Source organism: Cupriavidus phytohabitans, assembly GCF_000426345.1.
GTDB lineage: Bacteria > Pseudomonadota > Gammaproteobacteria > Burkholderiales > Burkholderiaceae > Cupriavidus.
This window is the reverse complement of record NZ_AUFE01000011.1, coordinates 17,739-43,293: the sequence shown is the minus strand read 5'-3', so window position 1 is coordinate 43,293 and position 25,555 is coordinate 17,739. Positions and strand designations below refer to the sequence as shown.

Sequence of the window (25,555 nt, the reverse complement as noted above, 5' to 3'; positions counted from 1 at the left end):
CGATTATGCGCCACGCCGGGCGCAGAAGCGTTCGATGGCCACCACCGCGTGATCCACGCCGCGCTCGGCGGCCATGGCGCGGCCCAGCGTGGCGGCTTGCTCGCGTGTCTCGGCACGCTCGGCAAAGGCGATCATCGACGCCAGCCGCGCCGCGTCGATCTTGTGCCCGGCGACATGCGGCGGCGCCACGCCCAGCGCGGCCAGCCGGCCCGCCCAGAAGAACTGGTCGCCCGCGAACGGCAGCACGATCGACGGCACCCCCGCCGCGGCCACCGCATGCGTGGTACCCGCGCCGCCGTGGTGGATGGCCGCCGCCACGTGCGGCAGCAGCCAGTCATGCGGCGTGGCGCCGATGACGTGGAAATTTGGCGGCAGCGCGGACACATCGATGCCGGACCAGCCCGGATAGAACAGCGCACGGCGGCCGTCCACGGCCTGCAGCATGGCATCGGCCACCTTCCGCCGGTCAAAGCCCGCCATGCTGCCGAAGCCGATATACAGCGGCGGCTCGCCGGCCTCCAGGAAGTCTCGCAGCGGTGCGTCGGGCTGCCAGTCCGGCTGTGGCGGCATGGTCCACGCGCCGGTCACCAGCCAGTCGGCATGCCAGTCGCGCGGACGCGGCACCAGGTGCGGCGAGATCGCGTACAGCGACGGGAATTCGGGCCACATCGCCCTGCGCGGCGGCACGCCGAACAGCTTCGCGCGCGCCGCGTTGGTGGCGTTGCGGAACATGCGCCACAGCACGAAGTTGATCACCGCATGGCTGGCACGGTTGGCCCACCCGGGCAGGCGCAACGGCGGCAGCAAGGCGGACGGGAATTCGCGCGTCGGCGAGATCGGGAACATGCCCGCGCCCACCACCGGCTTGCCCAACTGCTCGCCCACCGACAACGCCACGTAAGCCGTCAGCCCCGAGAACACGATCCCGTCCGCATCGCGTGCAGCATCGGCCAGCTGCGCCATCCAGGCCTCGGTGTTGTCCTCGGCAATCTTGCCGAACGCGCGCGTGGCCTCGGCCACGTTGCCGCCTTCGGTCATCAGCTTGTGCAAGGCACCGCCGGGCTGCAAGGTTTGCTGGATATCGCCGGCCATCGGCGCGAACGGCAGGCCATGCCCGGCGGCCAGCGGTGCCGCGGAGCGTTCGCCGAGCATCAGCACGTCATGCCCGGCGTCGCGCAGGCCCAGGCCGAGGGCTACGATGGGGCGGCAGTCGCCCTGGGTGCCGAAGGTGATGAGGATGAGGCGCATGGGAGAAGAAGGTGGGCGCGTTCCGGTTGCGACCGCCTCACTTCCCGATACAGAACCGCGTAAAGATCGTCCCCAGCAGATCATCACTGGTGAACTCGCCGGTAATGCTGTTCAGGTGCTCCTGCGCCAGCCGCAGCTCTTCCGCAAACAGGTCAAGCGCCTGCGCCTGGCGCTCGCTCTGCTCGGCGGCCACATCCAAATGCGACTGCGCCTGCCGCAGCGCCGTCAGGTGCCGCTCACGCGCGAGGAAGGTGCCTTCATTGCCGGATTGCCAGCCCACCAGCCGCAACAATTCCCGCCGCAGCAATTCGATGCCGGCGCCGGTGCGCGCCGAGATCCAGATCTCGGTCGGGTTGGGCCCGTTCGCGGCGACCACGTGCGGACGGTTGCCGCCGAACATCGTGTCGCCCACGGCCGGCGCCTTGTCGATCTTGTTGACCACGCGCACGATCGGCGAGCCCGGTGGCAGATGCCCGCTGAGCTGGTCGTCGATGGCGTCGTCGATCTCGGACAGGCCGTGGCGCAGGTAGTCGGTGGCGTCGACCAGGTGCAGCACGACGTCGGCGCGGCGGATCGCGTCCCAGGTGCGCTCGATGCCGATGCGCTCGACTTCATCGGTGGCGTTCTCGCGCAGGCCGGCGGTGTCGATGATATGCAGCGGGATGCCGTCGATCTGGATGGTCTCGCGCACGCGGTCGCGCGTGGTGCCGGCGATCGGCGTGACGATGGCGAGTTCGGCGCCGGCCAGGGCGTTGAGCAGCGAGGACTTGCCCACGTTGGGCTGGCCCGCCAGCACCACCGACAGGCCTTCGCGCAGCAGCGCGCCCTGCCGCGCCTGCGCCAGCACGCCGCCCAGTTCATTGCGGATGGTGGCAAGCTGGCCGCGCGCGTCGGACTGCTCCAGGAAATCGATCTCTTCCTCGGGGAAATCCAGCGTGGCTTCGACCAGCATGCGCAGGTGGATGACCTTATCCACAAGCTTGCGGATCGCATTGGAAAACTCGCCTTCCATCGAGCGCGCCGCCGAGCGTGCCGCGGCTTCGGTGCTGGCTTCGATCAGGTCGGCCACCGCCTCGGCCTGCGCCAGGTCGAGCTTGTCGTTGAGGAAGGCGCGGCGCGTGAACTCGCCCGGCTCGGCCAGGCGCAGTCCGATGCCGTCGCCGGACTGCAGGCAGCGCGTCAGCAGCATCTGCATCACCACCGGGCCGCCGTGGCCCTGCAGTTCCAGAACCTCTTCGCCGGTGTACGAATTGGGCGCGGGAAAGTACAGCGCGAGGCCGTGGTCGATGACCTTGCCCTGGCCGTCAAGGAACGGCAGGTACGTGGCATGGCGTGGCTTCAGTGCCTGGCCGCAGACGGCGCGCATGACGGAGCCGACATCGGGGCCCGACACGCGCACCACGCCGATGCCGCCGCGTCCGGGCGCGGTGGCGATGGCGGCAATGGGAACCTGGGGAGCAGTCATGGCGGTATTGTCGCAGATCGATTGCAGTTGGCGTGGCGCGGCTTGCACTCGCGGGGCGCCACACGGCGCGGCAAGTCGGCCGCCATCTCCGGCGGGGCGTCAGCTCGCGCCGGGCGGTGGCGGTGGCACGTCGTCGGGCAGCTCAGGCACGTCCAGGCATTCGCGCATCAGCCGGCGCGCGACCATGGCATCGACAAAGTCTCCCAGCCGCGTCTGCTGCCTGACCAGCTTGCGTTGCAGCCGCTTGGTATAGCGTGACGGCAACACCGGTGCCAGCGCCTCGATCGTATAGCGCAGCCGCTTGCCCTCGATGCGCTGGTCATGCACCGCGCCCGGGTCGCCGCCCCGGGCGGCCCGCTTCATCGCGCGCAGCCGCTTGCGGCCGCGGCGCACGCGCCGCCGCGCGAACGGGCCGAGGCGGTCGCGCCGCCCGGTCTTGCCTTGGGCGGCGACCTTTTCCGCAAGGTGGCCCAGGTGGGCGAGATCGCGTTGCACGACAGGCAACTGTCCGTCGCGATAGGTGACCAGTGCCGCCAGCATGGCCGCGCGAGCCGTGTTGCGCCGCTTGGCCGCCGTGTCGGCCACGGCGGCCAGCACCGGATCTTCGGGGGCTTTCTTGCGTGCGGGGGCGACGGTCTCGGCCAGGAAGACGTCCCAGTCGCGCACCTCGCTGGTCGCTCGCGCCAGTGTGCGCAGCTCGCGCTTCCAGCGCTCGCGTTCCAGCCGGGGCAGCGCAGGCCCGAGCGCCCACAGCACCGCGCGCGCATGGCGCACCGCTACGCGCAGCTGGTGCAGGTCTTCCGTTTCGTCGCGGTGCAACAAATCCTGCAGAGACGTGTCGATCCGCGCCAGACTTGCCTGTGTCAGCGCGGCAAAAGCAACGACCGAGTGCGTCTTGCGGCGCAGCACGGGCGGCTGGGCGTCGGTCATGGCAGTCTTTATGCGGGGCAGGCGCGCAGGCGGGACGCAGATGCCACCAGTGTAGGCGACGGCACGCGCGAATGCTTCCGCGCGACGCATCAGGCGCCGCCGCGGTTGACAGGGATCCGCCGTCGCGCTGGAATGCGCACACCGCCTGGTGATGCAGTGACCTGACCGAGGACCCGCCATGACCACTGAACAGGAGCGTCTCCTGCTGCGCGACACCATCGAGGCCGGCTTCCGCCAGGCCGCGTTCGTCAATGACGTCGGCATCTCGCTGGCGGACTGTGGGCCAGGCTGGTGCGAATCGACGCTGGCCATCACGCCGCGTCACCTGCAGCACGGCGGCATCGTCCATGCCGGCGTGCAGGCCACCATGGCCGACCACACCGCGGGCGCGGCGGCCAGCACCATCCTCGAAGCGGGCCAGCACGTGGTCACCGCGGAATTCAAGATCAACCTGCTCAGGGCCGTGCGCAGCGAACGGCTGCGCTGCCGTGCCGACGTGCTCAAGTCCGGCCGCTCGATCATCGTGGTCGAGGCGGATGTGTTTGCGGACGTGCACGGCGAATCGGTGCTGGTGAGCCGCTACAACGCCACCATGAGCGTGCTGGACCTGGCCTGAGCCAACCCACTGCAAGGAGCCAAGCATGATCGACCATACCGGCGCCAGCGTCAGCGACTACGCCAAAAGCCGCGCGTTCTACCTGGCCGCGCTCGGCGCCATCGGCTACGGCCTCGTCAAGGAATTTCCGGCCAGCGTCACGGGCAGTACCGACGTGGCAGGCTTCGGGCCACCGGGCAAGCCGGATTTCTGGATCCACCGCGGCGAGCCCAACCGGCCGCCGGTCCACGTGGCCTTCCGCGTGGACAGCCGCGAGCTAGTGGACAACTTCTACCGCGCCGCGATCGAGGCGGGTGGCCGGGACAATGGCGCGCCGGGTGTCCGGGCGCATTACCACCCTGATTACTACGGCGCCTTCGTGCTGGACCCGGACGGGCACAACATCGAAGCGGTGTGCCACAAGCCGGCCTGATCCGGCAGATCCGGAAGGCGGCGCTTCAGCGCGTCGCCACGATAAACAGCCGCGGGAACGGCAGCAGCACCGACTTGTCGGGCAGCGCGGGATACGCCTTCGCGATCTCGCTTTCGTAGCGCGCCAGGTACGCCACGCGCCCGGCCTCGTCCAGCGGCTGCAGGAAAGGCCGCAGTCCGCTGCCCTTGAACCACTCCACCACCGCCGCCGCGCCGCCGGCCAGCGGATGGTGGTAGGTGGTCAGCCACACATCCACGCGCCGGCACAGCGGGCGCAGCAGTTGGTAGTACCACTGCGCCGGTGAACGCTCGGCGCGCGCCTTGCTGGCGCTGGCCAGCTGCTCCGCCCACGGGCTTTCCGCCGCCACCTGCCGCATCAGCCGGTGCGCGGGTTCTTCCAGGTTGTCAGGCATCTGCACGGCCAGCGTGCCGCCTTCCGAAAGCTTGGAAACGAGTTTGGGAAACAGGGTGGCATGGTCGGGCAGCCATTGCAGCACGGCGTTGGCCAGGATCACGTCGTACGGGCCGGGATCGTCCCAGGCGCCGATGTCGGCCACGCGGAACTGCACATCAGGCAGGCGCTTGCGCGCGGCGTCGACCATGTCGTCGGAGCTGTCCAGGCCGGTGATCGATGCGCCCGCGTACCGCGCCAGCAATACCTCCGTGGAGTTGCCCGGGCCGCAGCCGATATCCACCGCGTTGCGCACGATCTCGTTGGGAATGGCGGCGACGAGGTCGCGGACGGGACGGGTGCGTTCGTCTTCGAAGGCAACGTATTGGCGGGCGGACCAGCTCATGGTGGGTCTCCAGGCATTGAGGCGCAGGCCAGTAGCATACGCCTGCCGCAGCCAGCAGAGGCCAGCCGCAGCCGTCACCGCGGGAACAAGGCTCCCCTCTCCCACTTCATGGGAGAGGGGAGCAAACCGCGCGACAGTCCAGCTCCATCGGCGATCGACCAAACAAAAAGCCCGGCATCACTGCCGGGCTTCATGGTGACTGCATCGATTTGTTGCGATCGGGCAATCAGCTCTTGGCCACAACCGCCGTCTTGCCCTTGCCAAGCATCCGGTTGATCTGCCACTGCTGCGCGATCGACAGGATGTTGTTCACCACCCAGTACAGCACCAGGCCGGCCGGGAAGAAGAAGAACATCACCGAGAACACCAGCGGCATGATCGTCATGACCTTGGCCTGCACCGGATCCGGCGGCGTCGGGTTCAGCTTGGTCTGCAGGAACATCGACACGGCCATCACGATCGGCAGGATGTAGAACGGATCCGGCACCGACAGGTCCTTGATCCAGCCCAGCCACGGCGCACCGCGCATCTCAACCGACGACAGCAGCACCCAGTACAGCGCGATAAATACCGGGATCTGGATCACGATCGGCAGGCAGCCGCCGAGCGGGTTGACCTTCTCGGTCTTGTACAGCCCCATCATCTCCTGGTTCATCTTCTGCGGGTCGTTCTTGTAACGCTCGCGGATCGCGGTCATGCGCGGCTGCAGGTCCTTCATCTTGCCCATGGACTTGTAGCTCGCCGCCGACAACGGGAAGAACACCAGCTTGATCAGCACCGTCAGCGCGATGATCGACCAGCCCCAGTTGCCCAGGAAGGCGTGCAGCTTCTCCAGCAGCCAGAACAGCGGCTTGGCCAGGATGGTCAGCCAGCCGTAGTCCTTCACCAGCTCCAGGCCCGGGGCAACCTTCTCGAGCATGTGCTCTTCCTGCGGACCGGCGAACAGGCGTGCATCGGTGCTCACCGTGGCGCCCGGGGCCACTTCGCCCAGCGGCTGCTGGATGCCCACGCGGTACAGGTTCGGATCGATCTGCTGGACGTAGAAGCTGTGCTCCTTGCCGGTCTGCGGGATCCAGGCCGAGGCAAAGTAGTGCTGCACCATCGCCACCCAGCCGTTGTTGGCGGCGGCCGGCACGGTGGCCTTGCCCTTGGCGATGTCTTCGAAGTCGATCTTGTGGTACTTGTCGGCGTCGGTGTAGACCGCCGGGCCGGTGAAGGTGCTGTAGAACTGCGACTGCTCCACCTTGGTGCCGTCACGCGCCAGCTCCAGGTACAGCGTCGGCGACACCGGCGCGGTACCCGCGTTGGTCACATCGAACTTGGTGTCGACCACATAGCTGCCCTTGCGGAAGATGTAAGTCTTCACCAGCTTTACGCCGTTCTTGTCGCCGGTCAGCACCACTTCCAGTTGCTCGGCGCCATCCAGGTTGCGCGGGCCCGGCGCGGCGGTGAACACCGTGGTGTGGTTGGGCAGGTCGCCGCCGATCAGGCCCGAGCGCGCCATGTAGGTGCGCACGTTGTCACGCTCGAACAGCACCACCGGCTTGCCGTCCTTCTCGTGCTCCTTGAGCAGTTCCAGGCGCGACACGATGCCACCGGCGGTGTCGATCTCGGCGCGCACCGTGTCGGTGGTCACCACGATCTTCTCGCCGGCGGGCTGGGCGGCGGTCTGCGGCGCAGCGCCGGCGGCCGGAGCCGCTGCGCCCGGCTGGACGTTGGCCTTGGGCACGTCGCCCTGCGCGGCCGCGCCGCTGGCGGCCGGCGCCGAAGCGGCCTGCTGCTGCGTCGCGCTCGGGAAGAACATCGACGCGTGGCCTTGGGAGCGTTGCCAGTTGTCGTAGAGCAGCACGAGGGACATCGAGAAGATGACCCAGAGGATGGTGCGTTTGATATCCATGTCTGGCTGTGGTCGGAGAAATCAGGGTCTGGGCAGACGGATTGCGGCAGGCGCATGGCCCGCCGCGGCATGGACGGAACGGCCCGAGGCGGAGTCCGCCCTGGCTGTGTCGGTTTCCGTGCCCGGCACGGGATCATACCCGCCTTGTGCGAAAGGATGGCAACGGCACAGCCGGCAGGCCGCCATCCAGCTGCCGCGCGCGGCGCCGTGATGGACGATCGCGTCGCGGGCGTAGTCGGAACAGGTCGGCAGGAAGCGGCACTGCGAGCCCAGGTAAGGACTCAGGGCGATCTTGTAGATACGCAGCAGGGCTAGCAGGATTCGCTTCATGGTGAGACCGTCAGGCCGGAAGGCCCGGTGGCTGGCTCTGCGGGGCAGAAGCCGGCGGTGGGGCGGGCGGTGCAGGGTTGGCAGCGGGCGGCGGCGGCAGCGGCCTGGCCGCCACCTCCAGCAGGCTGGCGATTTCCGCCGCGCACGCCTGTCGGACCGCCGTGCGCGTGGCAAATTCCGCCCGCGGGAATTTTGCCTGCAGGCGCAACAGCACGTCACGCCCCGACAACTGCTCGCGGCGCTGGCGGAACAGCTCGCGCGCCATCCGCTTCACCAGGTTGCGCTCGGCGGCGCGCGGCGCGAACTTCTTGCCCACGACCACGCCCAGCCGGGCTTCGGCCTGGCCGTTGGCGCGCACGTACAGCACGAAATGCGTGCTGCGACGCCGGGGCCGCAAAGCAAAAACGGATGAAAACTCATCCGTCTTTGTTAGCCTCGCGGCTTTGGGGAAGGCATGGGCTGACACGCTGGGCAAGGCTGGCGAGAGATACTGCTGACTGACTAGCTGGACCCGGCGGCAACCCGGTGCAAACTGCGCGGCGCAAACTGCGCAGGCCGCCCTGGACCCGAGGCAAGAGGCATCGACGGCGCCGGTGGCGCCGTCAGGCCGGTTGCCCGGGCCTCAGATGGCCAGGCGCTTGCGGCCCTTGGCGCGGCGAGCGTTGATGACGGCACGGCCGCCACGGGTCTTCATGCGCACGCGGAAACCGTGGGTACGCTTGCGGCGGGTAACGGAAGGTTGGTAGGTACGTTTCATGTTGCACTCTCTGGTTGATCTGGGCGTGCCCGGCTTCGGCCGGTGCCGGGGTGCCGTGGCCGCCGCGTATGGTTCGCATGGGGCTGCCGCTGGCAAGGAACTGCCGCGGTGTTGCCGACGATTCTGGTTCTGTCTTGCTGCCGGCCGGCGGCGCGGTGCAGGCGTGGGCCTGTGGGCGCGGACGGCACGAACAGGCCAGACCCGGCGATGCGCATACGTGATCCCCTGCCGCATCGCAGAACCCGGCATTTAATCCAGTTTTAGCGAAGGTGTCAAGGTAAACGATGTTGTGCGCCGGCACATATGCCACATACCGAAGAACTTGTCAGTGCGTCATTGTCCACAGTGGACGGTGCACAAATTTATGTGCATGCAGCGCCGCCAACATATAAGACAACTCAGGCCGAAGTCTATGTTTTCCCTGAATTTTCGCGGGTTTCCACAGCCCGCTACCCCGCACTGCACCACGGGTTGTGCACAACAATCCACTGAATTTGCACAAGTTGTCCACAGACTTATCCTTTGTGGATAACTCCGGGCCGGGGGTACAATCCCGGTCTAAACACATCACGGGCTGCGTGGCGCAGGCGCAACCCGGGTCCCCCTCCGCGAAAAACGCATGAGTTAACGCGCGCACAGTGCGGCGAGTCGGTCGCTCGTTGGCTGGCGCTGGCATGTCGCGGGGGTACGCCAACTGGTAGTGATTACCAGTTCGGCAAGTAAGGCCCGGTCGACGCAACGTCAACGCCGCTTTTGATGTGCCCGGGCCGCGATCCCCGGGTGCCACTACTAAACAACAAACAATGCAAGATTTCTGGCAGGCGGCAGCCGCGCAACTCGAGCGCGAGCTGACGCCGCAACAGTTCAAAACGTGGATCAAGCCGCTGGCGCCCGTTGCGTTCGATGAAGAAACGCACGCGCTGCGGATTGCTGCGCCCAACCGTTTCAAGCTCGACTGGGTCAAGAGCCAGTTTTCGGGGCGCATCACCGCATTGGCCTGCGAGTACTGGGAAGCGCAGGTCAGCGTCCAGTTCGTGCTCGATCCCGCGGCTTCCGGCCGTGCCGCTGCCTATATGCAGGCGCCGCAACCGGCCATCGGGCCGGGCGCGCACGCGCAGCAGGGCGGCGCCATGGGCATGCCGGGCATGGATGGCCACGCAGCCCCGGGTACGGGGATGGGCGGCTACCCGGGCGGCCAGCAGATGGGCGCGCAGGCGCCCTACCCCATGGCCGGCCAATCCGGCCATGCCGGCCAGCCGGGCTATGGCGACTATCCCGCCGCCGCTTCCTACGGCATGGGCCAGCCGCCATATGGCAATCCGGGCAATCCGTCCGCCGCTTCGGTCCCGGGCGGCGCGCGTGCGCCGATGCCCGGCATGGGCCAGCAGCACCATGGCCAGATGGGCCAGATGGGCGCCCATGGCAGCCAGCACGCCAACGACATGGGCGATATCGACGTGGTCCACATGGACCCCGCCGAAGCCAGCGCGCGCTCCTACCGCGTGCAGCCGCAGCAGCCTCACCAGCAGCACCCGTCGCAGCAAGCGATGGGCGGCGCCAGCGGCATGCCCGGCCACCAGCCCAGCGACACGGTCCACGAGCGCTCGCGCCTGAACCCGATCCTGACGTTCGACAACTTCGTCACCGGTAAAGCCAACCAGCTGGCGCGCGCCGCCGCCATCCAGGTCGCCAACAACCCGGGCAAGTCGTACAACCCGCTGTATCTCTATGGCGGCGTCGGCCTGGGCAAGACCCACCTGATCCACTCCATCGGCAACCACATGCTGCTGGAGAACCCGCGCGCGCGCATCCGCTACATCCACGCCGAGCAGTACGTGTCCGACGTGGTGAAGGCCTACCAGCGCAAGGCGTTCGACGAGTTCAAGCGCTACTACCACTCGCTCGACCTGCTGCTGATCGACGATATCCAGTTCTTCTCCGGCAAGAACCGCACGCAGGAAGAGTTCTTCTACGCCTTCGAGGCCCTGATCGCCAACCGGGCGCAGGTGATCATCACCAGCGATACCTACCCCAAGGAAATCACCGGCATCGACGACCGCCTGATCTCGCGCTTCGACTCCGGCCTGACCGTGGCGATCGAGCCGCCCGAGCTGGAAATGCGCGTGGCGATCCTGATGAAGAAGGCCGCCGCCGAGAACGTGAACGTTCCGGAAGAAGTCGCCTTCTTCGTCGCCAAGCACCTGCGCTCCAACGTGCGCGAGCTGGAAGGCGCGCTGCGCAAGATCCTGGCGTTCAGCAACTTCCACGGCAAGGACATCACCATTGAGGTGACGCGCGAAGCGCTGAAGGACCTGCTGACGGTGCAGAACCGGCAGATCTCGGTGGAGAACATCCAGAAGACCTGCGCGGATTTCTACAACATCAAGGTCGCTGACATGTACTCGAAAAAGCGGCCTGCCAATATTGCCCGTCCGCGCCAGATCGCGATGTACCTGGCCAAGGAGCTGACGCAGAAGAGCCTGCCCGAGATCGGCGAGCTCTTCGGCGGCCGCGACCACACCACCGTGCTGCACGCCGTGCGCAAGATCGCCGACGAACGCAGCAAGGACGCGCAGCTCAACCACGAGCTGCACGTGCTGGAGCAGACGCTCAAGGGTTGATGGATGGCCTTCCCGGCCGTAGACCGGGAAAGGCGCATTTTGAAGGGCCGGCCCCCGAGGCTGGCATACTGTAGGGTGCGCGCCACGGACAACCCGTGGCGCCTGGGGAATTAACGTCAGCATCGCCGGAGCAAAAGTCCGGAAAGTGGCCACCGATAAGGCTTTGCGGTGAGTCGGGCCGGGATGGCAGGCGCATTCAGTGCCAGCGTGGCTTTTTGTGCACAGCTGGCCCGCCCGCCGGTCCCGCCCCGCTTCACCGCAGCGGCTTATCCTTGGTACAATGCCATATTAACTCCTTGATTCCTAAGTGAATTTGGAGTTGTTTGCGTTCTGCGGTCGCCGACTACAAACGACGAAGGATAAATTCAATGCAATTGGTCAAAACCTCGCGAGACAACCTGCTGCGTCCGCTGCAAATCGTGAGCGGCATCGTGGAGCGCCGCCACACCCTCCCGATCCTGGCCAACCTGCTGATTCGCAAGTCCGGGTCGAACGTGTCCTTCCTGTCGACCGACATCGAAATCCAGATCACCACGCACGCGGAATGCGGCGTCGGCAACGACAGCGTCGCCACCACCGTGGCCGCGCGCAAGCTGCTCGACATCCTGCGTGCCATGCCTGACGGCGACGTCGCCCTGTCGCTCAACGACAAGCGCATGACGGTGCAATCCGGCAAGAGCCGCTTCGCACTGCAGACGCTGGCCGCCGAAGAATTCCCGACCGTTGCCGAAGCCAGCGAATTCAACGCCAGCGTCAGCCTGCCGCAGAAGACCTTCAAGCACCTGCTGGCGATGGTCCACTTCGCCATGGCGCAGCAGGACATCCGCTACTACCTGAACGGCATGCTGCTGGTGGTGGAAGGCAAGAAGGTCATGGCAGTCGCCACCGACGGCCACCGCCTGGCCTACTGCGGCGTGGAGCTGGAGAACGAAGCGGCTGGCGTCGGCTCGCGCCAGGAAGTCATCATCCCGCGCAAGACCATCCTGGAACTGCAGCGCCTGCTGGAAGACAACGACGATCCGGTGACGGTGCAGCTGGCCGCCAACCAGGTCAAATTCACGTTCGCCAATATCGAGCTGATCTCCAAGCTGGTCGAAGGCAAGTTCCCCGACTTCCAGCGCGTGATCCCCAAGGGCTACAAGAACGCCTTCGCGATCGACCGCGTGCGCCTGCAGCAGGCGCTGCAACGCACCGCGATCCTGACCACCGACAAATTCAAGGGCGTGCGCTGCATCCTCGACACGCACATGCTCAAGATCAGCTCCACCAACGCCGACCAGGAAGAGGCACAGGAAGAGCTGGAACTCGATTACTCGGGCGACGCGCTCGATATCGGCTTCAACGTGACCTACCTGCTCGACGTCCTTGCCAACCTCAAGACCGAGCAAGTGCAGGTCAGCCTCGGCGACTCGAATTCGAGTGCGCTGATTACCGTGCCGGAAGACGACAACTTCAAGTACGTCGTCATGCCGATGCGCATCTGATGATCCGGTAAGGACACGCAGAGAACGACATACCGGAGCAGCAAACGGCACGCTACGACACCCGCCAACAATCGGGCAGTCCTTTTGCAGCGGGGGCAGGATCGCAAGCGATCCGCCCCTTTTGCCGTTTTTAGTAACCGCCTTGCGGAAGCCCCCGGCCTGGCAAATTTGCCGATATGGCCGGTTTCCGCATTTGCCGTGAGTAGGAAAACATGACCCAACCGCAAGCAGCACAACAGGAAAACACCTACGGAGCCTCCTCGATCCAGATCCTGGAAGGCCTGGAGGCGGTACGCAAGCGCCCGGGCATGTATATCGGCGATACGTCGGACGGCACCGGCCTGCACCACCTCGTCTTCGAGGTGCTGGACAACTCCATCGACGAAGCGCTGGCCGGCTACTGCACCGAGATCCAGGTCACCATCCACAGCGACAACTCGATCTCCATCGTCGACAACGGCCGCGGCATCCCGCCCCTGGTCAAGTTCGACGACAAGCACGAACCCAAGCGCAGCGCGGCGGAAATCGCCATGACCGAGCTGCACGCTGGCGGCAAGTTCAACCAGAACAGCTACAAGGTCTCCGGCGGCCTGCACGGCGTGGGCGTGTCCTGCGTGAACGCGCTCTCCAAGTGGCTGCGCCTGACCGTGCGCCGCGACGGCCAGGTCCACCTGATCGAATTCGCCAAGGGCGATGTGCAGAACCGCATCATCGAGACCGTGCCCGGCCCCGACGGCCAGCCCGTTGAAGTCTCGCCGATGAAGGTCATCGGCGCCACCGACAAGCGCGGCACCGAAGTCCACTTCCTGGCCGACGAAGAAATCTTCACCAACGTCGAGTTCCACTACGAGATCCTCTCCAAGCGCATTCGCGAGCTCTCGTTCCTGAACAACGGCGTCCATATCAAGCTGGTCGACCAGCGCACCGGCAAGGAAGAAGACTTTGCCTTCTCCGGCGGTGTGAAGGGCTTTGTTGAATACATCAACCGCTCCAAGAGCGTGCTGCACCCCACCATCTTCTACGCCAATACCGAAAAAGACGGTATCGCCGTGGAAGTGGCCATGCAGTGGAACGACGGCTACAACGAGCAGGTGCTCTGCTTCACCAACAACATCCCGCAGCGGGATGGCGGCACCCACCTGACCGGCCTGCGCGCCGCGATGACCCGGGTCATCAACAAGTACATCGAAGAAAACGAAGTCGCCAAGAAAGCCAAGGTGGAAACCACCGGCGACGACATGCGCGAAGGCCTGTCGTGCGTGCTCTCCGTCAAGGTGCCCGAGCCCAAGTTCAGCTCGCAGACCAAAGACAAGCTGGTCTCGTCCGAAGTGCGCCTGCCGGTGGAAGAACTCGTCGGCAAGGCCCTGAACGACTTCCTGCTGGAAACCCCGGGCGACGCCAAGATCATCTGCGGCAAGATCGTAGACGCCGCCCGCGCCCGCGAAGCCGCCCGCAAGGCCCGCGAAATGACCCGCCGCAAGGGCTTGATGGACGGCATGGGCCTGCCCGGCAAGCTGGCCGACTGCCAGGAAAAAGACCCCGCCCTGTCAGAACTCTTCCTGGTGGAGGGTGACTCCGCAGGCGGCTCCGCCAAGCAGGGCCGCGACCGTAAGTTCCAGGCCATCCTGCCGCTCAAGGGCAAGATCCTGAACGTAGAGCGCGCCCGCTTCGACAAGATGCTCTCCAGCCAGGAAGTGCTGACGCTGATCACCGCGCTGGGCACCGGCATCGGCAAGGACGACTACAACCTGGAAAAGCTGCGCTACCACCGCATCATCATCATGACCGACGCGGACGTGGACGGCTCGCACATCCGCACGCTGCTGCTGACGTTCTTCTACCGGCAGATGCCTGACATCATCGAGCGCGGGTATGTGTATATCGCGCAGCCGCCGCTGTACAAGATCAAGCATGGCAAGGAAGAGCGGTATATCAAGGATGATGTCGAGCTCAATGCTTATCTGCTGAAGCTGGCGATGGAAAAGGCGTCGCTGGTACGGCCGGATGGGTCGGAGATCAGCGGGGATGCGCTGACCGAGCTGGCGCGGCAGTATCAGCTGACTGAGGGCGTGATCGGCCGCTTGTCGCGCGTGGTGGATACCGACGCGCTGCGGGCGATTGCTGATGGGGTGGCGCTGGATCTCGACAGCGCTGCTGCTGCTGAGGCATCCGCCGTTGCGCTGAAGGCTAAGTTGGCTGAGATGCATGCCAAGACGTTGATTGGTGCTGCCGTGAATGATGACGGTACGGCTGACGTCTATGCGCAGTTTGATGAGAAGACTGACAAGCATCGGTTGATGATTGCGCGTCGCCATCATGGCAACGTGCGGCTGTCACACCTGGATGCGGACTTTGTCCACGGGGCTGACTACGCTGCCCTTTCCAATGCAGCCAAGACTTTCCAAGGGCTGACGCCGGAAGGGACCAAGGTGCAGCGTGGTGAAGGCGATAAGCTGCGGGATCAGACCGTCAACGACTTCCACGGTGCGATGCAATGGCTGCTGGCTGAAGCCGAACGCGGAGTTTCGCGTCAGCGCTATAAGGGTCTTGGTGAGATGAACCCTGAGCAGCTGTTTGAGACGACGCTTGATGTTACACAACGCCGTTTGCTGAAGGTGCAGATTGAGGATGCTATTGCGGCGGATCAGATCTTTACCACCCTTATGGGGGATGAGGTGGAGCCCCGAAGGAACTTTATTGAGAGTAATGCGTTGGTGGCGCGGAATATTGATGTTTGATCTGTATTGTCGAGTGACATCATTAGTGAGATTGGCGCCAGGATTAGTGAAAACGGATGTCACGACTACTGAGAAATCTCGATGGATAGGCTTGCAACTGCAGTGACCTGCGGTCGCACTAGATTCAAGTTCTAAGCAGTCCAGAGAAGATCAGGAGCCCGCGAGAGATCAAGCATCTGCGCGGGTTTTTGTTTGCTAGCGTCCGCCTGAATCCGCTTGCATCCGGCGTACCTCGTAGCGACAGGGTTCACTGTTTTAGCGTCGGCAGCCTTGATGTGCGTGACGCGTGTACCGCAGTAGTCCTTGTCTGAGATGAGGCTGATGATCAACCACTGGTCTTGGAATCGATGCAGATTGCCCATGAGGAACATCAGGTCTTTGCCGGTAAGCTCTTCTTAGAGCTTTGCCCGAAACGGCTTCTCCCAGCCAGTCCCCTAGCGCTCTCTGCAGTTTCAGAAAAGGACGCCTGCTTCCCAGTCCACAATCTCGTGCTTGAACACCTTTTCGCCCTCGGGGGTAGCGCACACATATCGGTAGTAGAAGTCGAACGGCACTTTTCGCAGCGTCTGCGTTATTTTTTTAACCTCGGTGTCACTAAACAGCTGCCCCTGCATCTCGTAGTGCAGTAGCTTCTCTCGCTCCTCATCGGTCCACTCGGGGCGTTCCGCGCCTCGACGATCTCCAGCAACAACACCTTCCTCGGTTGCGTCAACGCGAGCGATAGCCCGGTTTCGGCTCGACATCGTTTCGATGTCGTCGAAGTTCGTGAAAGTCGGCAATCCAAGGCCACCGGCCACGGCACTGGTTCTTGGTATCAATCACGTCACCACAGGTGGTTGTATCGACGAAAGCTTGTGGCTTTCGGCCCGATGATCCTTGTTCGCCTTTTCGACGCGCACCTCGATCCACTGCCATTTCTTGAACTTCTGACCTTCATCGATCAGCCGGAATGGCACCGGATACAAGCGTCGCATCGTGCCGTGCTCGTTTATACCAGCAACGCACGACGTTTCAACGTGCTGTGCACTGGGAGACGGGTACGTCTTGGCCAGAATCAGGATGCGTTCAACTTGCGATGCCATTCACAATCCTCCCATTCGTAATCTATGGCGCGGCCGTTACCCCTTCACCTCGAAGCGTAGATAGTCGTATAGCCGCCTCGATTCTACGACTTCATCGTGTGGCAGCAGGAGGTATTTCCACGGCTTTGTGCCGACCTCGGCCGCGTGGACTGATGCGTGTTTGCACCAACGTGCTGCTGAACTGGCCTTCGCCTGTACCTCGTGGGTATTGACGTCCGCGCGAGCCTTGGTCTCGACCATGAAGAGAGCGGTATCCGTTTCGGCGACGAAATCCGGGATGTACTCCGGCTGCTCCGTACCCAGCTTGTAATAGACTTGGAACTGGCCCTTGGCAGGCTTGAACCACTTCAATGCATCCCTCTCCAGGATGATGGCGAAGCGTCGCTCGGTATCTGAATCGAACTTCTGCAGCGGATACAAGCACCGCGAAAATCCACCGAACAGCATCTGCTTGATACGGCTGGTCTCGGTGACCGTTTCACGGAAGTGGTGCGCTGTCTGGCCTGCCGTGGCGGTGTAATTGCAGGGTTTCAGCTCGGTGAAGCCCCGGCTGACTTGAACCTCATACTCTGTCGCCTCTTCCCAGAAATGCGCCATCATCTGCGCGTGGATCTCGCGGGCGATCATGCGGCGGTCGCGATCCAGCACGTTGCGCGCCTCGTCTTCCGAGAGGTAGCCCAACAGGTGCTGCACCATTTGCCCAGCGAGGTCGTAGAGTAGATCGGCGTGCGTGAAGTAGTCGATATCATCGAAGTCGACCAGGGCATGGACGATGTAATCCTCCAGCCGTTGCTCTTTGAGTCCGATTTCCGGCGCCAACATGTCCTGCTCGTTCGTACGCAAATTGTGAACAATGATCTCGCGCTCACCGGGCTGCAGGTGCAATTGGCTCACATCCAATTTGAATGGGTGAAAACCCGTCGTCACCTCGCCCGTTGGCACTACGGCAATGCGGGGAATGTCTATGGTCTGCTGCACCACGATCTCCGTGGTCTTCGCCACCACGGCCGCCAGGTCGAGCGTGGCATCAGCGGCATCGATATCCGCAAGCAAGCTACCCTGCAGCGGTCTCAGCCGCTCGGCGACCTCGGCCAAAATTTCCTTTTGCACCTCAGGCTTGAGTAGCGCGCTGCTGGTCGGCACCAGATCACGCCTGACCTCGCACCTTCCGATCACGTCCATCACAACTCGCGCGGCTTGCCGTTCCGAATCTGTGGCAAAAACTGGCGTGAGCGGCGTCGAGGCCTGCGCCGATCCGTTGGAAGTGCCGTTGATTGGCGACACGACGGGAGCGTCCACCAACCCCAGCCGTGTCATCGCCCCCGAGCCCACTTGCACGCTAACTTTTTTGTCGTCTGCGCTCGGCGCATCAAGGACCACCTGTTTGAGGCGAATAGGCGAATCGGAGCGATTGGCCTCATCGATAATCTCCTGGAATTTGTCGTGGGCGACGATGTTCAAGCGATCTACAGATACGACGCCAGTGCGCTTGCCGTAGGGCAGACGCAGACCACGACCAATAGACTGCTCGATCAGTGTGCGCGCATTGGCGGCGCGCAGCGGCACGATGGTGTAGAGATTGGTCACATCCCAGCCTTCCTTCAGCATGTTGACGTGAATCACGATCTCGGTCGGTTCGTCTACGCTTTCCACGGCTAGCAGACGAGTGATCATCTCCTCCTCTTCCGCCCCGGTGCGGCTGGAGTCTACCTGGATCACCTTGCCCCGGTAGCGGCCGTCGTAGAACGCACCTGACTCAAGAAGCGCCAATAGTTGCCCCGCGTGCGTAGTATCGCGCGCAATGACAAGCATGAAGGGTTTCACCACCTTGACGCCGTTCTCGCGGGCGTAAGTCAGCAATTCCACCTTGGTGGTCTCATGCAGGCGCACGCCATCTTCAAGTTTGATCTTCTCGATCTCCTCCGGCGTGTGAGCTTTGGCATCGAAGTTGCGCTGGGTCACGACCGCGGGCTCCTTCACGAAGCCATCTTCCATTGCACGCGCCAGCGGGTAATCCATCACAACGTTCTTGAACTGCACCGGCCCGCGCGTCGATTCCACAAACGGCGTAGCCGTGACTTCCAATCCGAATAGTGGCTTCAGCTCGTTGATCGAGCGCACTCCGGCGCTAGCCCGGTACCTGTGCGATTCGTCCATCAGCAACACCAAATCGGACAGGTCGGCGAGATAGTTGAAGTAGCTATCACCAAGCACCTCCCTCATTCGCTTGATGCGTGGCTCCTTGCCACCCCGCACCTCGGAATTGATCTTCGAGATGTTGAAAATATTGATTGTCACTGGCGACAGCAGGCTGCCCTGCACGTTGGCTGCCCGTTGCTCATAATTATCGCCGGTAATGATCTCGGGCGACTGCTGCGCGAACTCGGCGACGCCCTTAAACACATACTTGGGCGTGTTGGGCGTGAAGTCGGTGATCAGCTTGTTGTAGATCGTCAGGTTGGGGGCCAGTACGAAGAAGTTGTTGATGCCGTGCGCCAGATTCAGGTAGGCGATGAACGCTCCCATCAAGCGGGTCTTGCCTACGCCGGTCGCCAGTGCAAAGCACAGTGATGGAAATTCGCGTTCAAAGTCCTCCAGCGTCGGGAATTCAGCCTTGAGGCTGGCCAGTACGGCCGACAGATCCTGGTCGTGCCCCAGCAGCTCCGGCGCAGCAGAAAGCGCGCGCACCAGACGGGAGAGAGATTCCGCTTGGGGCGGACGAAGCGACAGGCGACCAGTGACGGCGTGCAGGACACGTGCATTCATTATTCGTTCTCCCCAAACAGCCCGCCCTGTCCGAGAGCGGCCTTCTTGTTCTTAGATGCTCTCCTTGAGTTGTTTGCAACTGCAGGTTCAGTAACCGGCTCTTCCGCCATCGGCAAATTCGCCACGTTCAGGCTGTAATCGTCGTGACCCCATTCGCATCGCGCGAACACCATTTTGGGGACTTTCTTCAGCGTCAGATTTGGCCACCGATCTGCCGCCTTGGCTGCCGTGACACCGCGAAAGGCGGAACAGCACACCAACAGGCTTCGCTCGCCGCCTACCTCGTCGGAAAGCGCTTGCAACTGTTCGGATGAGAGGTTCTGCGTTGTGACATAGATGAAATCCCGCTCGCTGGAATGCCCGTGCTGCCACCACTGCGTCTCGGAGGGAGCGTAGGTAAAGCCTTCCAGCTTGCACAGTGCCTCGGCCAGTTGTGTTGCATTGTACTCAGGGTTGATCACCGCATTGCCCCAGCGATCGTTGACAACGAGTGTGGGCGCTAGCTTGTAGTACCGGAAGCCGCCGCCACCCTGCCAGTTCACCGTTTCGGAAATGCCACCCTTGTCCTCGCCGTTGATGACTTTCTGGAGTCGGGGAATGATGTGCGTATGGCAGTGCTCACCCAGTTCCACCATAATCCAGCGGCGGCCCATTTTGTGGGCGACCGCGCCGGTAGTGCCGGAGCCGGCAAAGGAGTCAAGTACGAGATCGCCAGGACTGGTGGCAAGTTCCAATATTCGTTTGAGTAGCTTTTCTGGCTTTGGGGTCATGAAGACGTCATCGTCATTGATCCCCTCAAATAGCTTTCGAATCTCAACTTTCGCTTCGGCATTTGTTCCAACATCTTCATGGAACCAAAGAGTTGCTGGAACAACCCCTTGCTTTGCTTCATTCAGGAATTTCTTGATTCGAGGAGTCGCAGTACCATCACGCCCCCACCAAACGCGACCGTCCTTCTCCAGCTCATCGAATGTCGACTTTGAGACACGCCAATACGTCCCCGGAGGAGGCGTAAAAGATTTATTTGTGGGCGAAACAATCTCATAGGTACCTTGACTGTAGTAGTTGCGTGCCTGAATCGCATTAGTGGTCCAAGGGCCGCGCGGATCGTTGTCTTGGTTTGAGTATGAATCGTCTAGCTCCGCGCTCCGAGGAAGCAAATTTCTACTCCACTTAGAAAGATCTTTGGCGTAGACGAGGACATATTCATGCATGTCCGAAAAATACTTTGCAGAGTTCTTAACAGTGAAGAGCTTTTGCCAAATCACGGAGGCAACGAAATTGGCGCGACCAAAAACCTCATCGCATAGCACTTTCAGATAATGTGCCTCGTTGTCGTCAATCGTGATCCACAACGATCCGTCGTCTGCCAGTAGTCGCCGGATGATCTCCAGCCGGTCACGCATTAGTCCCAGCCAGATTGAATGTTCCAGTCCATCGTCGTAGTGGTCGAAGGCACTTCCGGTGTTATACGGCGGGTCGATGAAGACGCACTTCACCTTGCCTGAAAACTCTTGATCCAGAGCCTTTAACGCCAACAGGTTGTCCCCGAAGATCAATCGGTTATCGAAAATATCGTTGTCGGAAACCCGGTGTTTGGCGTGGTAGGACTTTTCTGGGTCTTCGAGCAGGATGCGCGGCTCCAGTCGGGGGCGCTTTTCCTTGCCGATCCAGGTCAACTCGAGTTTTTGTTTGCTCATCAATTCATTTCCTAGGCTTGCTGTGCAAGCGCCGCCATGAGGCGCCCTTTTACTGTGCGACAGTCTGTCCGATTCTCGAACACACTTCGCGCTTGCTTATTCCATTGAATGGCTTGTGCAACTTCCACCAGCCGTTGCGCCAACTGATCTACGTCTCTGGACAATCGGTCAAGTTCATCGTGCGTCAACGCCAGTGCTGGCCCGTTCTGAAGTTGCGTCCGAATAAACAGGACGTGCAACAGAAGCCACGCTCCATGTTTGAGAATCTCCCTAGCCGGGAGGGTGCCCAAAGGCAGATTCGCGGGATCAGCTTCTGCGTTGGCCCGATCCCGAATCTTAGTGTGGACGATCCTACCTACCTGAACGGCGCGCCAGATGTGTCTTGCCGTCAGTGAATCAGGAAACAGGCGCATGTATGCATCACGCAATGGATCAGTGGCAGCGACCAGCCCTTCACGTCCGAACAGCTTCTTCTTGTCGGTCTTGGCGGCTACGACGAACTCCTGCCAGTCCCCTGCTGTCACCGTACACGCTAATATGGGAGCGGCCTCCCGAACGCTGAAACAAGACACCGACGCTGGAGATTCATCATCGCCATGCTTGATGAGATACTCAATGCCCGCCATCTTCAGTGTCTGATGCCAGACCGCTTGCCGTTCATCGAGTGCGGCGAAATCTTCCAGGTCGACGGCGTTCTGCCGATTGCGAGACTGCGTGACTTTGTTTCCAAAGTCGTCAGGCGCGTTCTCCAGGCACACAAAGGTTGCCATAACCTCGGCAGGATGGGCCTCGTAGTGAGCAACTGGCTCGCGAGCAATGGCTCCGACGGTTTGGGCGCCATTGATGATAGATAAGCCCCGAACGCGAAATCGTCCAAGCTGCCGATGGGCATCTCGAGGATGCTGCTCTTGAATCGTGTCACACAAGAATGTCACGCCGTTGTTGAAATAGAAGAAGTGATCTGCTTCCTGTTGAAGCGTCTCACCCAGTCCAGTATTTACGGCAGTCGATCCCTTGAATCGACGAATATTCCGTTCGACGAGGTGATCCTGATACTCAATCCAAAGCTCAGCGAGGCGTTTGGCAGCAATCCGTCCGTAAAACGCTCTGTATGGCGCTTGTGTATGGCCGAAGTCACGAAGCTCGATATCAGCCTCAATGCGTGGTGCCGAAAGCCCGTCGACGTGAAGCTCGTGCAGTGTGATTAGACCGTACGCGGAGCAACGCAAAAAGCCCGGATTTGTTCCATTAAAAGCACGCTCCAGGTCACCAAAAATATCGCGGCGATCGTCCGAAACGGCTGTACCTGTGTACACCAAGACCACGCGAACCCGACAAGCGCCGCTATTCAGTGCATTCGTTAGCGCAACCCGCTTCGCCTGTAGCGCTGCATTGAAGCGATCCCAGCGTCCATGCAACAGGTCGGTCACACCGTCACGAAACTTGGCAACGTCGCCCAACTCGGGCTCGCCGAAACCCGCCTCTTTGTACTTGGACTGCACAAGCCAGATCGTCTCATCAGCGGCGATGAAGACCGAGTCAATACCATGGTCAAAGCCGCCATCAATGCTGGCAGCTACGGCGTCGTCAGGCGTGGCACCGGCCTCTTCACAGAGAACGAATGCCGCGACGGCCTTGGAATAGAAGTTACTGCGCTGGGCTTCTGGAGACGTGCCTGTGCCCACAATGCGCGCGGCGAAGTCTGCGTCGAGCCTCTGACACAGAAGGTCAAGTTCGAGGGGACGTGGTTGAGCGGCCATTACACCAGCTCCCACTCGATAGTGAACAGTGCCTGCTCCTGAATCTGCTGCTGCAACTGAACCTCAAGCTGCGCAATCAATTCGTTGCGCTGGGCCTCGACTTCGTCCTGTCGGTTGAATAGATCACGGCGCAGCTTGTTACGCCTGGCTTCCAATTCGCGCTGCCGCTTCTGCCAGTGTAGTTTTTCGTCGAGTGTCGGTGACGTAGAGGCAGTGCGGCGGACTTCCTTGATCTCACGATCGATCTCCTTGATCTCTTGTTCTAGGCCGAGCTTCAAATCGTCCGCCCATGCGTCAAGCTTTTCGACTTCCTGCTCGAAGTACCCGAGGTTGCGCTGGTTGATCTCGCGCAGGAGTTGCCGCTTTCTTGCCTCCAGATCTGCGGACAGCGCGCCGTTGCTCACGCTGAACAGTCCTGCAGCGTGCTGTTGCGCAGGAAATCGCATTAACTTCTCCGGGTCATCTTCGGCGAGTACTGCGCCGTCGCACGTGGTCGCCGCGACAATCAGGTGCTGTTCTGTCTGCCCCAATGTGGCAACGGATATAAGACTGACCGTAAGCCATCCGGTCTGCCCTCTGTAGGCTCTAAGCGTGCTCACCTGCGTACCATAGCTGTCGTAATCGAACACGAGTCGCGCGCCCGTCAATTGCCGGTCCTTGGCTTGCTGAATAGCCCACGTGGCGAGCGGATGCATAACGCGATAGAGATGGGCTTCGCCGCTGCGTCGTGGTAGTTCGTACCGACCGAGGTCGATGGCAGCGAGATCTGCGCAGGGCGGGCGTTGTAGAAAAAAGCCCCCTTGATCGAAGACCGCGTAACCATCTAGTTCAGCCTCCGTCAAATCCATCAGCATCCGTTCGTAGCGGTTTCGAGCAGCGCGACTGTCATCCGCGCGCATTCGCAGTTTGTCTTGAACCTCTTCGTCAAAGTTTTCCAGCAGAAGCTGCCGGGTCTTGACCATCGCCTCGTTGATCTCGCCTGACAGATCGAGTTGCAACTGCTCGAAGCTCACCTTAATTGCTTCGGGGTCGCGGCAGTTCTGGTAGATATCGGCAATGCGCCGCTCGAAGTCCACCCCGGAACCGATTGTGCCGAGCACCTCGTCGCTGGCCCCAAAGACACCCTCGAACAACTGGAATTTTTGCGCGAGCAGCTCGTAGACACGGGCATCCGCTTCGTTGCCACGGTCGACAAAATTGACGACAACAACATCGTGCTGCTGCCCGTACCGATGGCAGCGACCGATGCGTTGCTCGATGCGCTGTGGATTCCACGGCAGGTCATAGTTGATGACTAGTGAGCAGAACTGAAGATTGATGCCTTCCGCTCCCGCCTCGGTCGCGATCATCACCGTGCCACGCTCCTTGAAATGCTCGACCAAGGCGGCACGTGTGTCGGCAGTCTTCGAGCCCGTGATCTTGTCCGTTCCCCCGTGCCGCTCCAGCCAGTCCTTGTAGACCGCCTGAGCACGCGCATCGCTGTTCGTGCCGTTGAAGAGCACGATTCCCTCGCCGTAAGATGTATCGGCGAGCAACGAGAGCAGATATTCCTGTGTCCGTTTTGATTCCGTGAAGATGATGGCCTTCTTGGCTGCACCCAGCCGCTCCAACTCGGCGAAGGCCCGGCCGAGCGCCGTTAACAATGCATTGCCCTTGGCGTTGTGGCGAATGTTGGTCGCGAGTGCCTTGAAATTCCGAAGCTCTTCAATTTCCTTGGTTATGGCATCCCGTTCATTCCCTTGCCGTGACTCGCTGCTGCCATCGTCATCACTCCACTCGTCGGCAGTTTCGGGGAGCGACTCATAGTCCTTGTCCAATTCGTCGACGAGTTCTGGAACATCGGGCGATTCATCAATCGATGCTTGAAGGCGATTGGCCATCGTTTCCAACGCACCGGCAATTGCATGCGTCGAGGACGCCAGCAACTTCCAAAGCACCAGCGAGATCAGTTGTCGCTGACTGTCTGGCAGGGCCTTCAAGTTTGGGCGACGAAGGTACTCCGCCACTAGACTGGATAGCTTCTTCTCCTCGTCAGAAGGGACGAACTCCTCAACGATGGCACGTCGCGCCGTATATGAGACGTACTGCTGTACTTGCCGGCGCAATGTACGTTTGCAGATAGGGGCGATGCGGTTCCGAAGGCCACTGAATGCCTGTTCCTTGTTCTGCAGGGTGAACTGCGCCCGAAAACTATCCGGGTCGCCAAAGACTCGGTCGTCGATCATGCTGACCAGACCGTAGAGCTCCATCAATGAATTCTGCAGTGGCGTCGCGGTCAGCAGCGCTTTGGAATGGACGTGCGCCAGCGACTCTTTGAGAGTCTTTGCGATCACATTGCTCGCCTTGTAGACGTTGCGCAGACGATGCGCTTCATCGAACACAACGAGGTCCCAATCGATCCCCTTAATGTCGCCTGCCTTGGTCTTCGCAAACTGATAGGAGCAAATGACTGGCCCTGTCTGTGGCAAGTTCAGGAATGGGTTTTGACGTTCTTGTCTGTGGATGGCGTTGTAGTTTTTGGCTTCAAGAATCAGCCCTTGCAGACCGAACTTATCTTGCAGTTCCTGATGCCACTGTTTGCGTAAGTTGGCCGGCACGATGATCAGGATGCGGCGACGGCGTTCGGCCCAGTGTTGTGAAATCACCAACCCTGCTTCAATCGTCTTACCAAGCCCGACTTCGTCAGCAAGGATCACTCCTCGCGAGAGTGGATTTTTGCAGGCAAACAGCGCCGCTTCGACCTGATGCGGGTTAAGGTCGACCTGCGAATCCACCAAGGTAGACGCCAGCGACTCTACAGTGTCGCTCGCCGCGCGTCTGGTCAGTAGCCAAGCGTAGTACTGGCTCTGGTGCGGCGTGAGTAACTGCTGTGTCGTCAATTGCGATCCTCCGGCCGTTCGATCAGCGCTACCATTACGTTCCTTTGGTGAGAGCAGGCAAGGTAGTTGCGCAC

The 25,555-nt window shown here is 61.8% G+C and carries 19 protein-coding genes; 5 read left to right on the top strand and 14 right to left on the bottom strand.

Going from position 1 to position 25,555, the window contains the following annotated elements; translation table 11 throughout:
• Positions 1 to 3: 3 nt before the first annotated feature.
• The 3 genes from K309_RS0110860 to K309_RS0110850 form a co-directional block, all read right to left on the bottom strand.
• On the bottom strand, positions 4 to 1,248 hold the full coding sequence (locus K309_RS0110860; protein ID WP_029046430.1) for a glycosyltransferase: 1,245 nt from the start codon (positions 1,246 to 1,248) through the stop codon (positions 4 to 6).
• A gap of 37 nt (positions 1,249 to 1,285) precedes the next feature.
• Positions 1,286 to 2,713 (bottom strand): tRNA uridine-5-carboxymethylaminomethyl(34) synthesis GTPase MnmE, encoded by a 1,428-nt coding sequence (gene mnmE / locus K309_RS0110855; RefSeq protein WP_029046429.1) that lies wholly within the window; start codon positions 2,711 to 2,713, stop codon positions 1,286 to 1,288.
• 99 nt (positions 2,714 to 2,812) lie between these two features.
• The gene (locus K309_RS0110850; RefSeq protein ID WP_035877249.1) at positions 2,813 to 3,643 is read right to left on the bottom strand and encodes a CHAD domain-containing protein; all 831 of its coding nucleotides are present in this window, start codon (positions 3,641 to 3,643) and stop codon (positions 2,813 to 2,815) included.
• A gap of 178 nt (positions 3,644 to 3,821) precedes the next feature.
• Between K309_RS0110850 and K309_RS0110845 the strand changes: the two genes are divergently transcribed.
• The gene (locus K309_RS0110845) at positions 3,822 to 4,259 is read left to right on the top strand and encodes a PaaI family thioesterase (RefSeq protein ID WP_029046427.1); all 438 of its coding nucleotides are present in this window, start codon (positions 3,822 to 3,824) and stop codon (positions 4,257 to 4,259) included.
• Between the two features lie 25 nt (positions 4,260 to 4,284).
• On the top strand, positions 4,285 to 4,671 hold the full coding sequence (locus K309_RS0110840) for a VOC family protein (RefSeq protein ID WP_029046426.1): 387 nt from the start codon (positions 4,285 to 4,287) through the stop codon (positions 4,669 to 4,671).
• Between the two features lie 25 nt (positions 4,672 to 4,696).
• On the opposite strand, the gene tam is transcribed toward K309_RS0110840, so the two are convergent.
• The 5 genes from tam to rpmH all read right to left on the bottom strand — a co-directional run bounded on the left by tam (position 4,697) and on the right by rpmH (position 8,451).
• Positions 4,697 to 5,467: a trans-aconitate 2-methyltransferase gene (gene tam, locus K309_RS0110835; protein ID WP_029046425.1), complete on the bottom strand. Its 771-nt coding sequence runs from the start codon at positions 5,465 to 5,467 to the stop codon at positions 4,697 to 4,699.
• Between the two features lie 226 nt (positions 5,468 to 5,693).
• The gene (yidC, locus tag K309_RS0110830) at positions 5,694 to 7,364 is read right to left on the bottom strand and encodes a membrane protein insertase YidC (protein ID WP_029046424.1); all 1,671 of its coding nucleotides are present in this window, start codon (positions 7,362 to 7,364) and stop codon (positions 5,694 to 5,696) included.
• A 21-nt stretch (positions 7,365 to 7,385) separates the two neighbouring features.
• Entirely contained in the window at positions 7,386 to 7,694 is a 309-nt protein-coding gene (gene yidD / locus K309_RS0110825) for a membrane protein insertion efficiency factor YidD (protein WP_029046423.1), read from the bottom strand.
• Positions 7,695 to 7,704: 10 nt separating this feature from the next.
• Complete coding sequence (gene rnpA / locus K309_RS0110820; RefSeq protein ID WP_156914340.1) at positions 7,705 to 8,160, bottom strand: ribonuclease P protein component; 456 nt, start codon at positions 8,158 to 8,160, stop codon at positions 7,705 to 7,707.
• 156 nt (positions 8,161 to 8,316) lie between these two features.
• Complete coding sequence (gene rpmH / locus K309_RS0110815) at positions 8,317 to 8,451, bottom strand: 50S ribosomal protein L34 (RefSeq protein ID WP_008650850.1); 135 nt, start codon at positions 8,449 to 8,451, stop codon at positions 8,317 to 8,319.
• 803 nt (positions 8,452 to 9,254) lie between these two features.
• Between rpmH and dnaA the strand changes: the two genes are divergently transcribed.
• The 3 genes from dnaA to gyrB all read left to right on the top strand — a co-directional run bounded on the left by dnaA (position 9,255) and on the right by gyrB (position 15,294).
• Entirely contained in the window at positions 9,255 to 11,072 is a 1,818-nt protein-coding gene (gene dnaA, locus K309_RS0110810; protein WP_029046421.1) for a chromosomal replication initiator protein DnaA, read from the top strand.
• A gap of 368 nt (positions 11,073 to 11,440) precedes the next feature.
• Positions 11,441 to 12,556 (top strand): DNA polymerase III subunit beta, encoded by a 1,116-nt coding sequence (gene dnaN, locus K309_RS0110805; RefSeq protein WP_029046420.1) that lies wholly within the window; start codon positions 11,441 to 11,443, stop codon positions 12,554 to 12,556.
• Between the two features lie 212 nt (positions 12,557 to 12,768).
• Complete coding sequence (gene gyrB, locus K309_RS0110800; protein ID WP_029046419.1) at positions 12,769 to 15,294, top strand: DNA topoisomerase (ATP-hydrolyzing) subunit B; 2,526 nt, start codon at positions 12,769 to 12,771, stop codon at positions 15,292 to 15,294.
• Between the two features lie 452 nt (positions 15,295 to 15,746).
• On the opposite strand, the gene K309_RS42415 is transcribed toward gyrB, so the two are convergent.
• Genes K309_RS42415 through K309_RS0110775 form a run of 6 tightly spaced genes read right to left on the bottom strand, consistent with a single transcriptional unit; the run spans position 15,747 to position 25,481 of the window.
• Complete coding sequence (locus K309_RS42415) at positions 15,747 to 16,091, bottom strand: DUF8757 domain-containing protein (RefSeq protein WP_198030806.1); 345 nt, start codon at positions 16,089 to 16,091, stop codon at positions 15,747 to 15,749.
• Positions 16,092 to 16,112: 21 nt separating this feature from the next.
• The gene (locus K309_RS42410; RefSeq protein ID WP_198030805.1) at positions 16,113 to 16,376 is read right to left on the bottom strand and encodes a DUF8758 domain-containing protein; all 264 of its coding nucleotides are present in this window, start codon (positions 16,374 to 16,376) and stop codon (positions 16,113 to 16,115) included.
• A gap of 36 nt (positions 16,377 to 16,412) precedes the next feature.
• The gene (locus K309_RS0110790; RefSeq protein WP_029046418.1) at positions 16,413 to 19,142 is read right to left on the bottom strand and encodes a DEAD/DEAH box helicase; all 2,730 of its coding nucleotides are present in this window, start codon (positions 19,140 to 19,142) and stop codon (positions 16,413 to 16,415) included.
• Complete coding sequence (locus K309_RS0110785) at positions 19,142 to 20,842, bottom strand: site-specific DNA-methyltransferase (RefSeq protein ID WP_029046417.1); 1,701 nt, start codon at positions 20,840 to 20,842, stop codon at positions 19,142 to 19,144. The genes K309_RS0110790 and K309_RS0110785 overlap by 1 nt, the downstream gene beginning before the upstream one ends.
• An 11-nt stretch (positions 20,843 to 20,853) precedes the next feature.
• On the bottom strand, positions 20,854 to 22,602 hold the full coding sequence (locus K309_RS0110780; RefSeq protein WP_029046416.1) for an AIPR family protein: 1,749 nt from the start codon (positions 22,600 to 22,602) through the stop codon (positions 20,854 to 20,856).
• Positions 22,602 to 25,481: an SNF2-related protein gene (locus K309_RS0110775; protein ID WP_029046415.1), complete on the bottom strand. Its 2,880-nt coding sequence runs from the start codon at positions 25,479 to 25,481 to the stop codon at positions 22,602 to 22,604. Before K309_RS0110775 ends, K309_RS0110780 begins: the two co-directional genes overlap by 1 nt.
• Positions 25,482 to 25,555 lie beyond the last annotated feature (74 nt).

Bases quoted from the DNA above. Each gene is read 5' to 3' on its own strand.
- K309_RS0110860 (WP_029046430.1), bottom strand. From the start codon at position 1,248: ATGCGCCTCATCCTCATCACCTTCGGCACCCAGGGCGACTGCCGCCCC.
- mnmE (WP_029046429.1), bottom strand. From the start codon at position 2,713: ATGACTGCTCCCCAGGTTCCCATTGCCGCCATCGCCACCGCGCCCGGA.
- K309_RS0110850 (WP_035877249.1), bottom strand. From the start codon at position 3,643: ATGACCGACGCCCAGCCGCCCGTGCTGCGCCGCAAGACGCACTCGGTC.
- K309_RS0110845 (WP_029046427.1), top strand. From the start codon at position 3,822: ATGACCACTGAACAGGAGCGTCTCCTGCTGCGCGACACCATCGAGGCC.
- K309_RS0110840 (WP_029046426.1), top strand. From the start codon at position 4,285: ATGATCGACCATACCGGCGCCAGCGTCAGCGACTACGCCAAAAGCCGC.
- tam (WP_029046425.1), bottom strand. From the start codon at position 5,467: ATGAGCTGGTCCGCCCGCCAATACGTTGCCTTCGAAGACGAACGCACC.
- yidC (WP_029046424.1), bottom strand. From the start codon at position 7,364: ATGGATATCAAACGCACCATCCTCTGGGTCATCTTCTCGATGTCCCTC.
- yidD (WP_029046423.1), bottom strand. From the start codon at position 7,694: ATGAAGCGAATCCTGCTAGCCCTGCTGCGTATCTACAAGATCGCCCTG.
- rpmH (WP_008650850.1), bottom strand. From the start codon at position 8,451: ATGAAACGTACCTACCAACCTTCCGTTACCCGCCGCAAGCGTACCCAC.
- dnaA (WP_029046421.1), top strand. From the start codon at position 9,255: ATGCAAGATTTCTGGCAGGCGGCAGCCGCGCAACTCGAGCGCGAGCTG.
- dnaN (WP_029046420.1), top strand. From the start codon at position 11,441: ATGCAATTGGTCAAAACCTCGCGAGACAACCTGCTGCGTCCGCTGCAA.
- gyrB (WP_029046419.1), top strand. From the start codon at position 12,769: ATGACCCAACCGCAAGCAGCACAACAGGAAAACACCTACGGAGCCTCC.
- K309_RS42410 (WP_198030805.1), bottom strand. From the start codon at position 16,376: ATGGCATCGCAAGTTGAACGCATCCTGATTCTGGCCAAGACGTACCCG.
- K309_RS0110790 (WP_029046418.1), bottom strand. From the start codon at position 19,142: ATGAATGCACGTGTCCTGCACGCCGTCACTGGTCGCCTGTCGCTTCGT.
- K309_RS0110785 (WP_029046417.1), bottom strand. From the start codon at position 20,842: ATGAGCAAACAAAAACTCGAGTTGACCTGGATCGGCAAGGAAAAGCGC.
- K309_RS0110780 (WP_029046416.1), bottom strand. From the start codon at position 22,602: ATGGCCGCTCAACCACGTCCCCTCGAACTTGACCTTCTGTGTCAGAGG.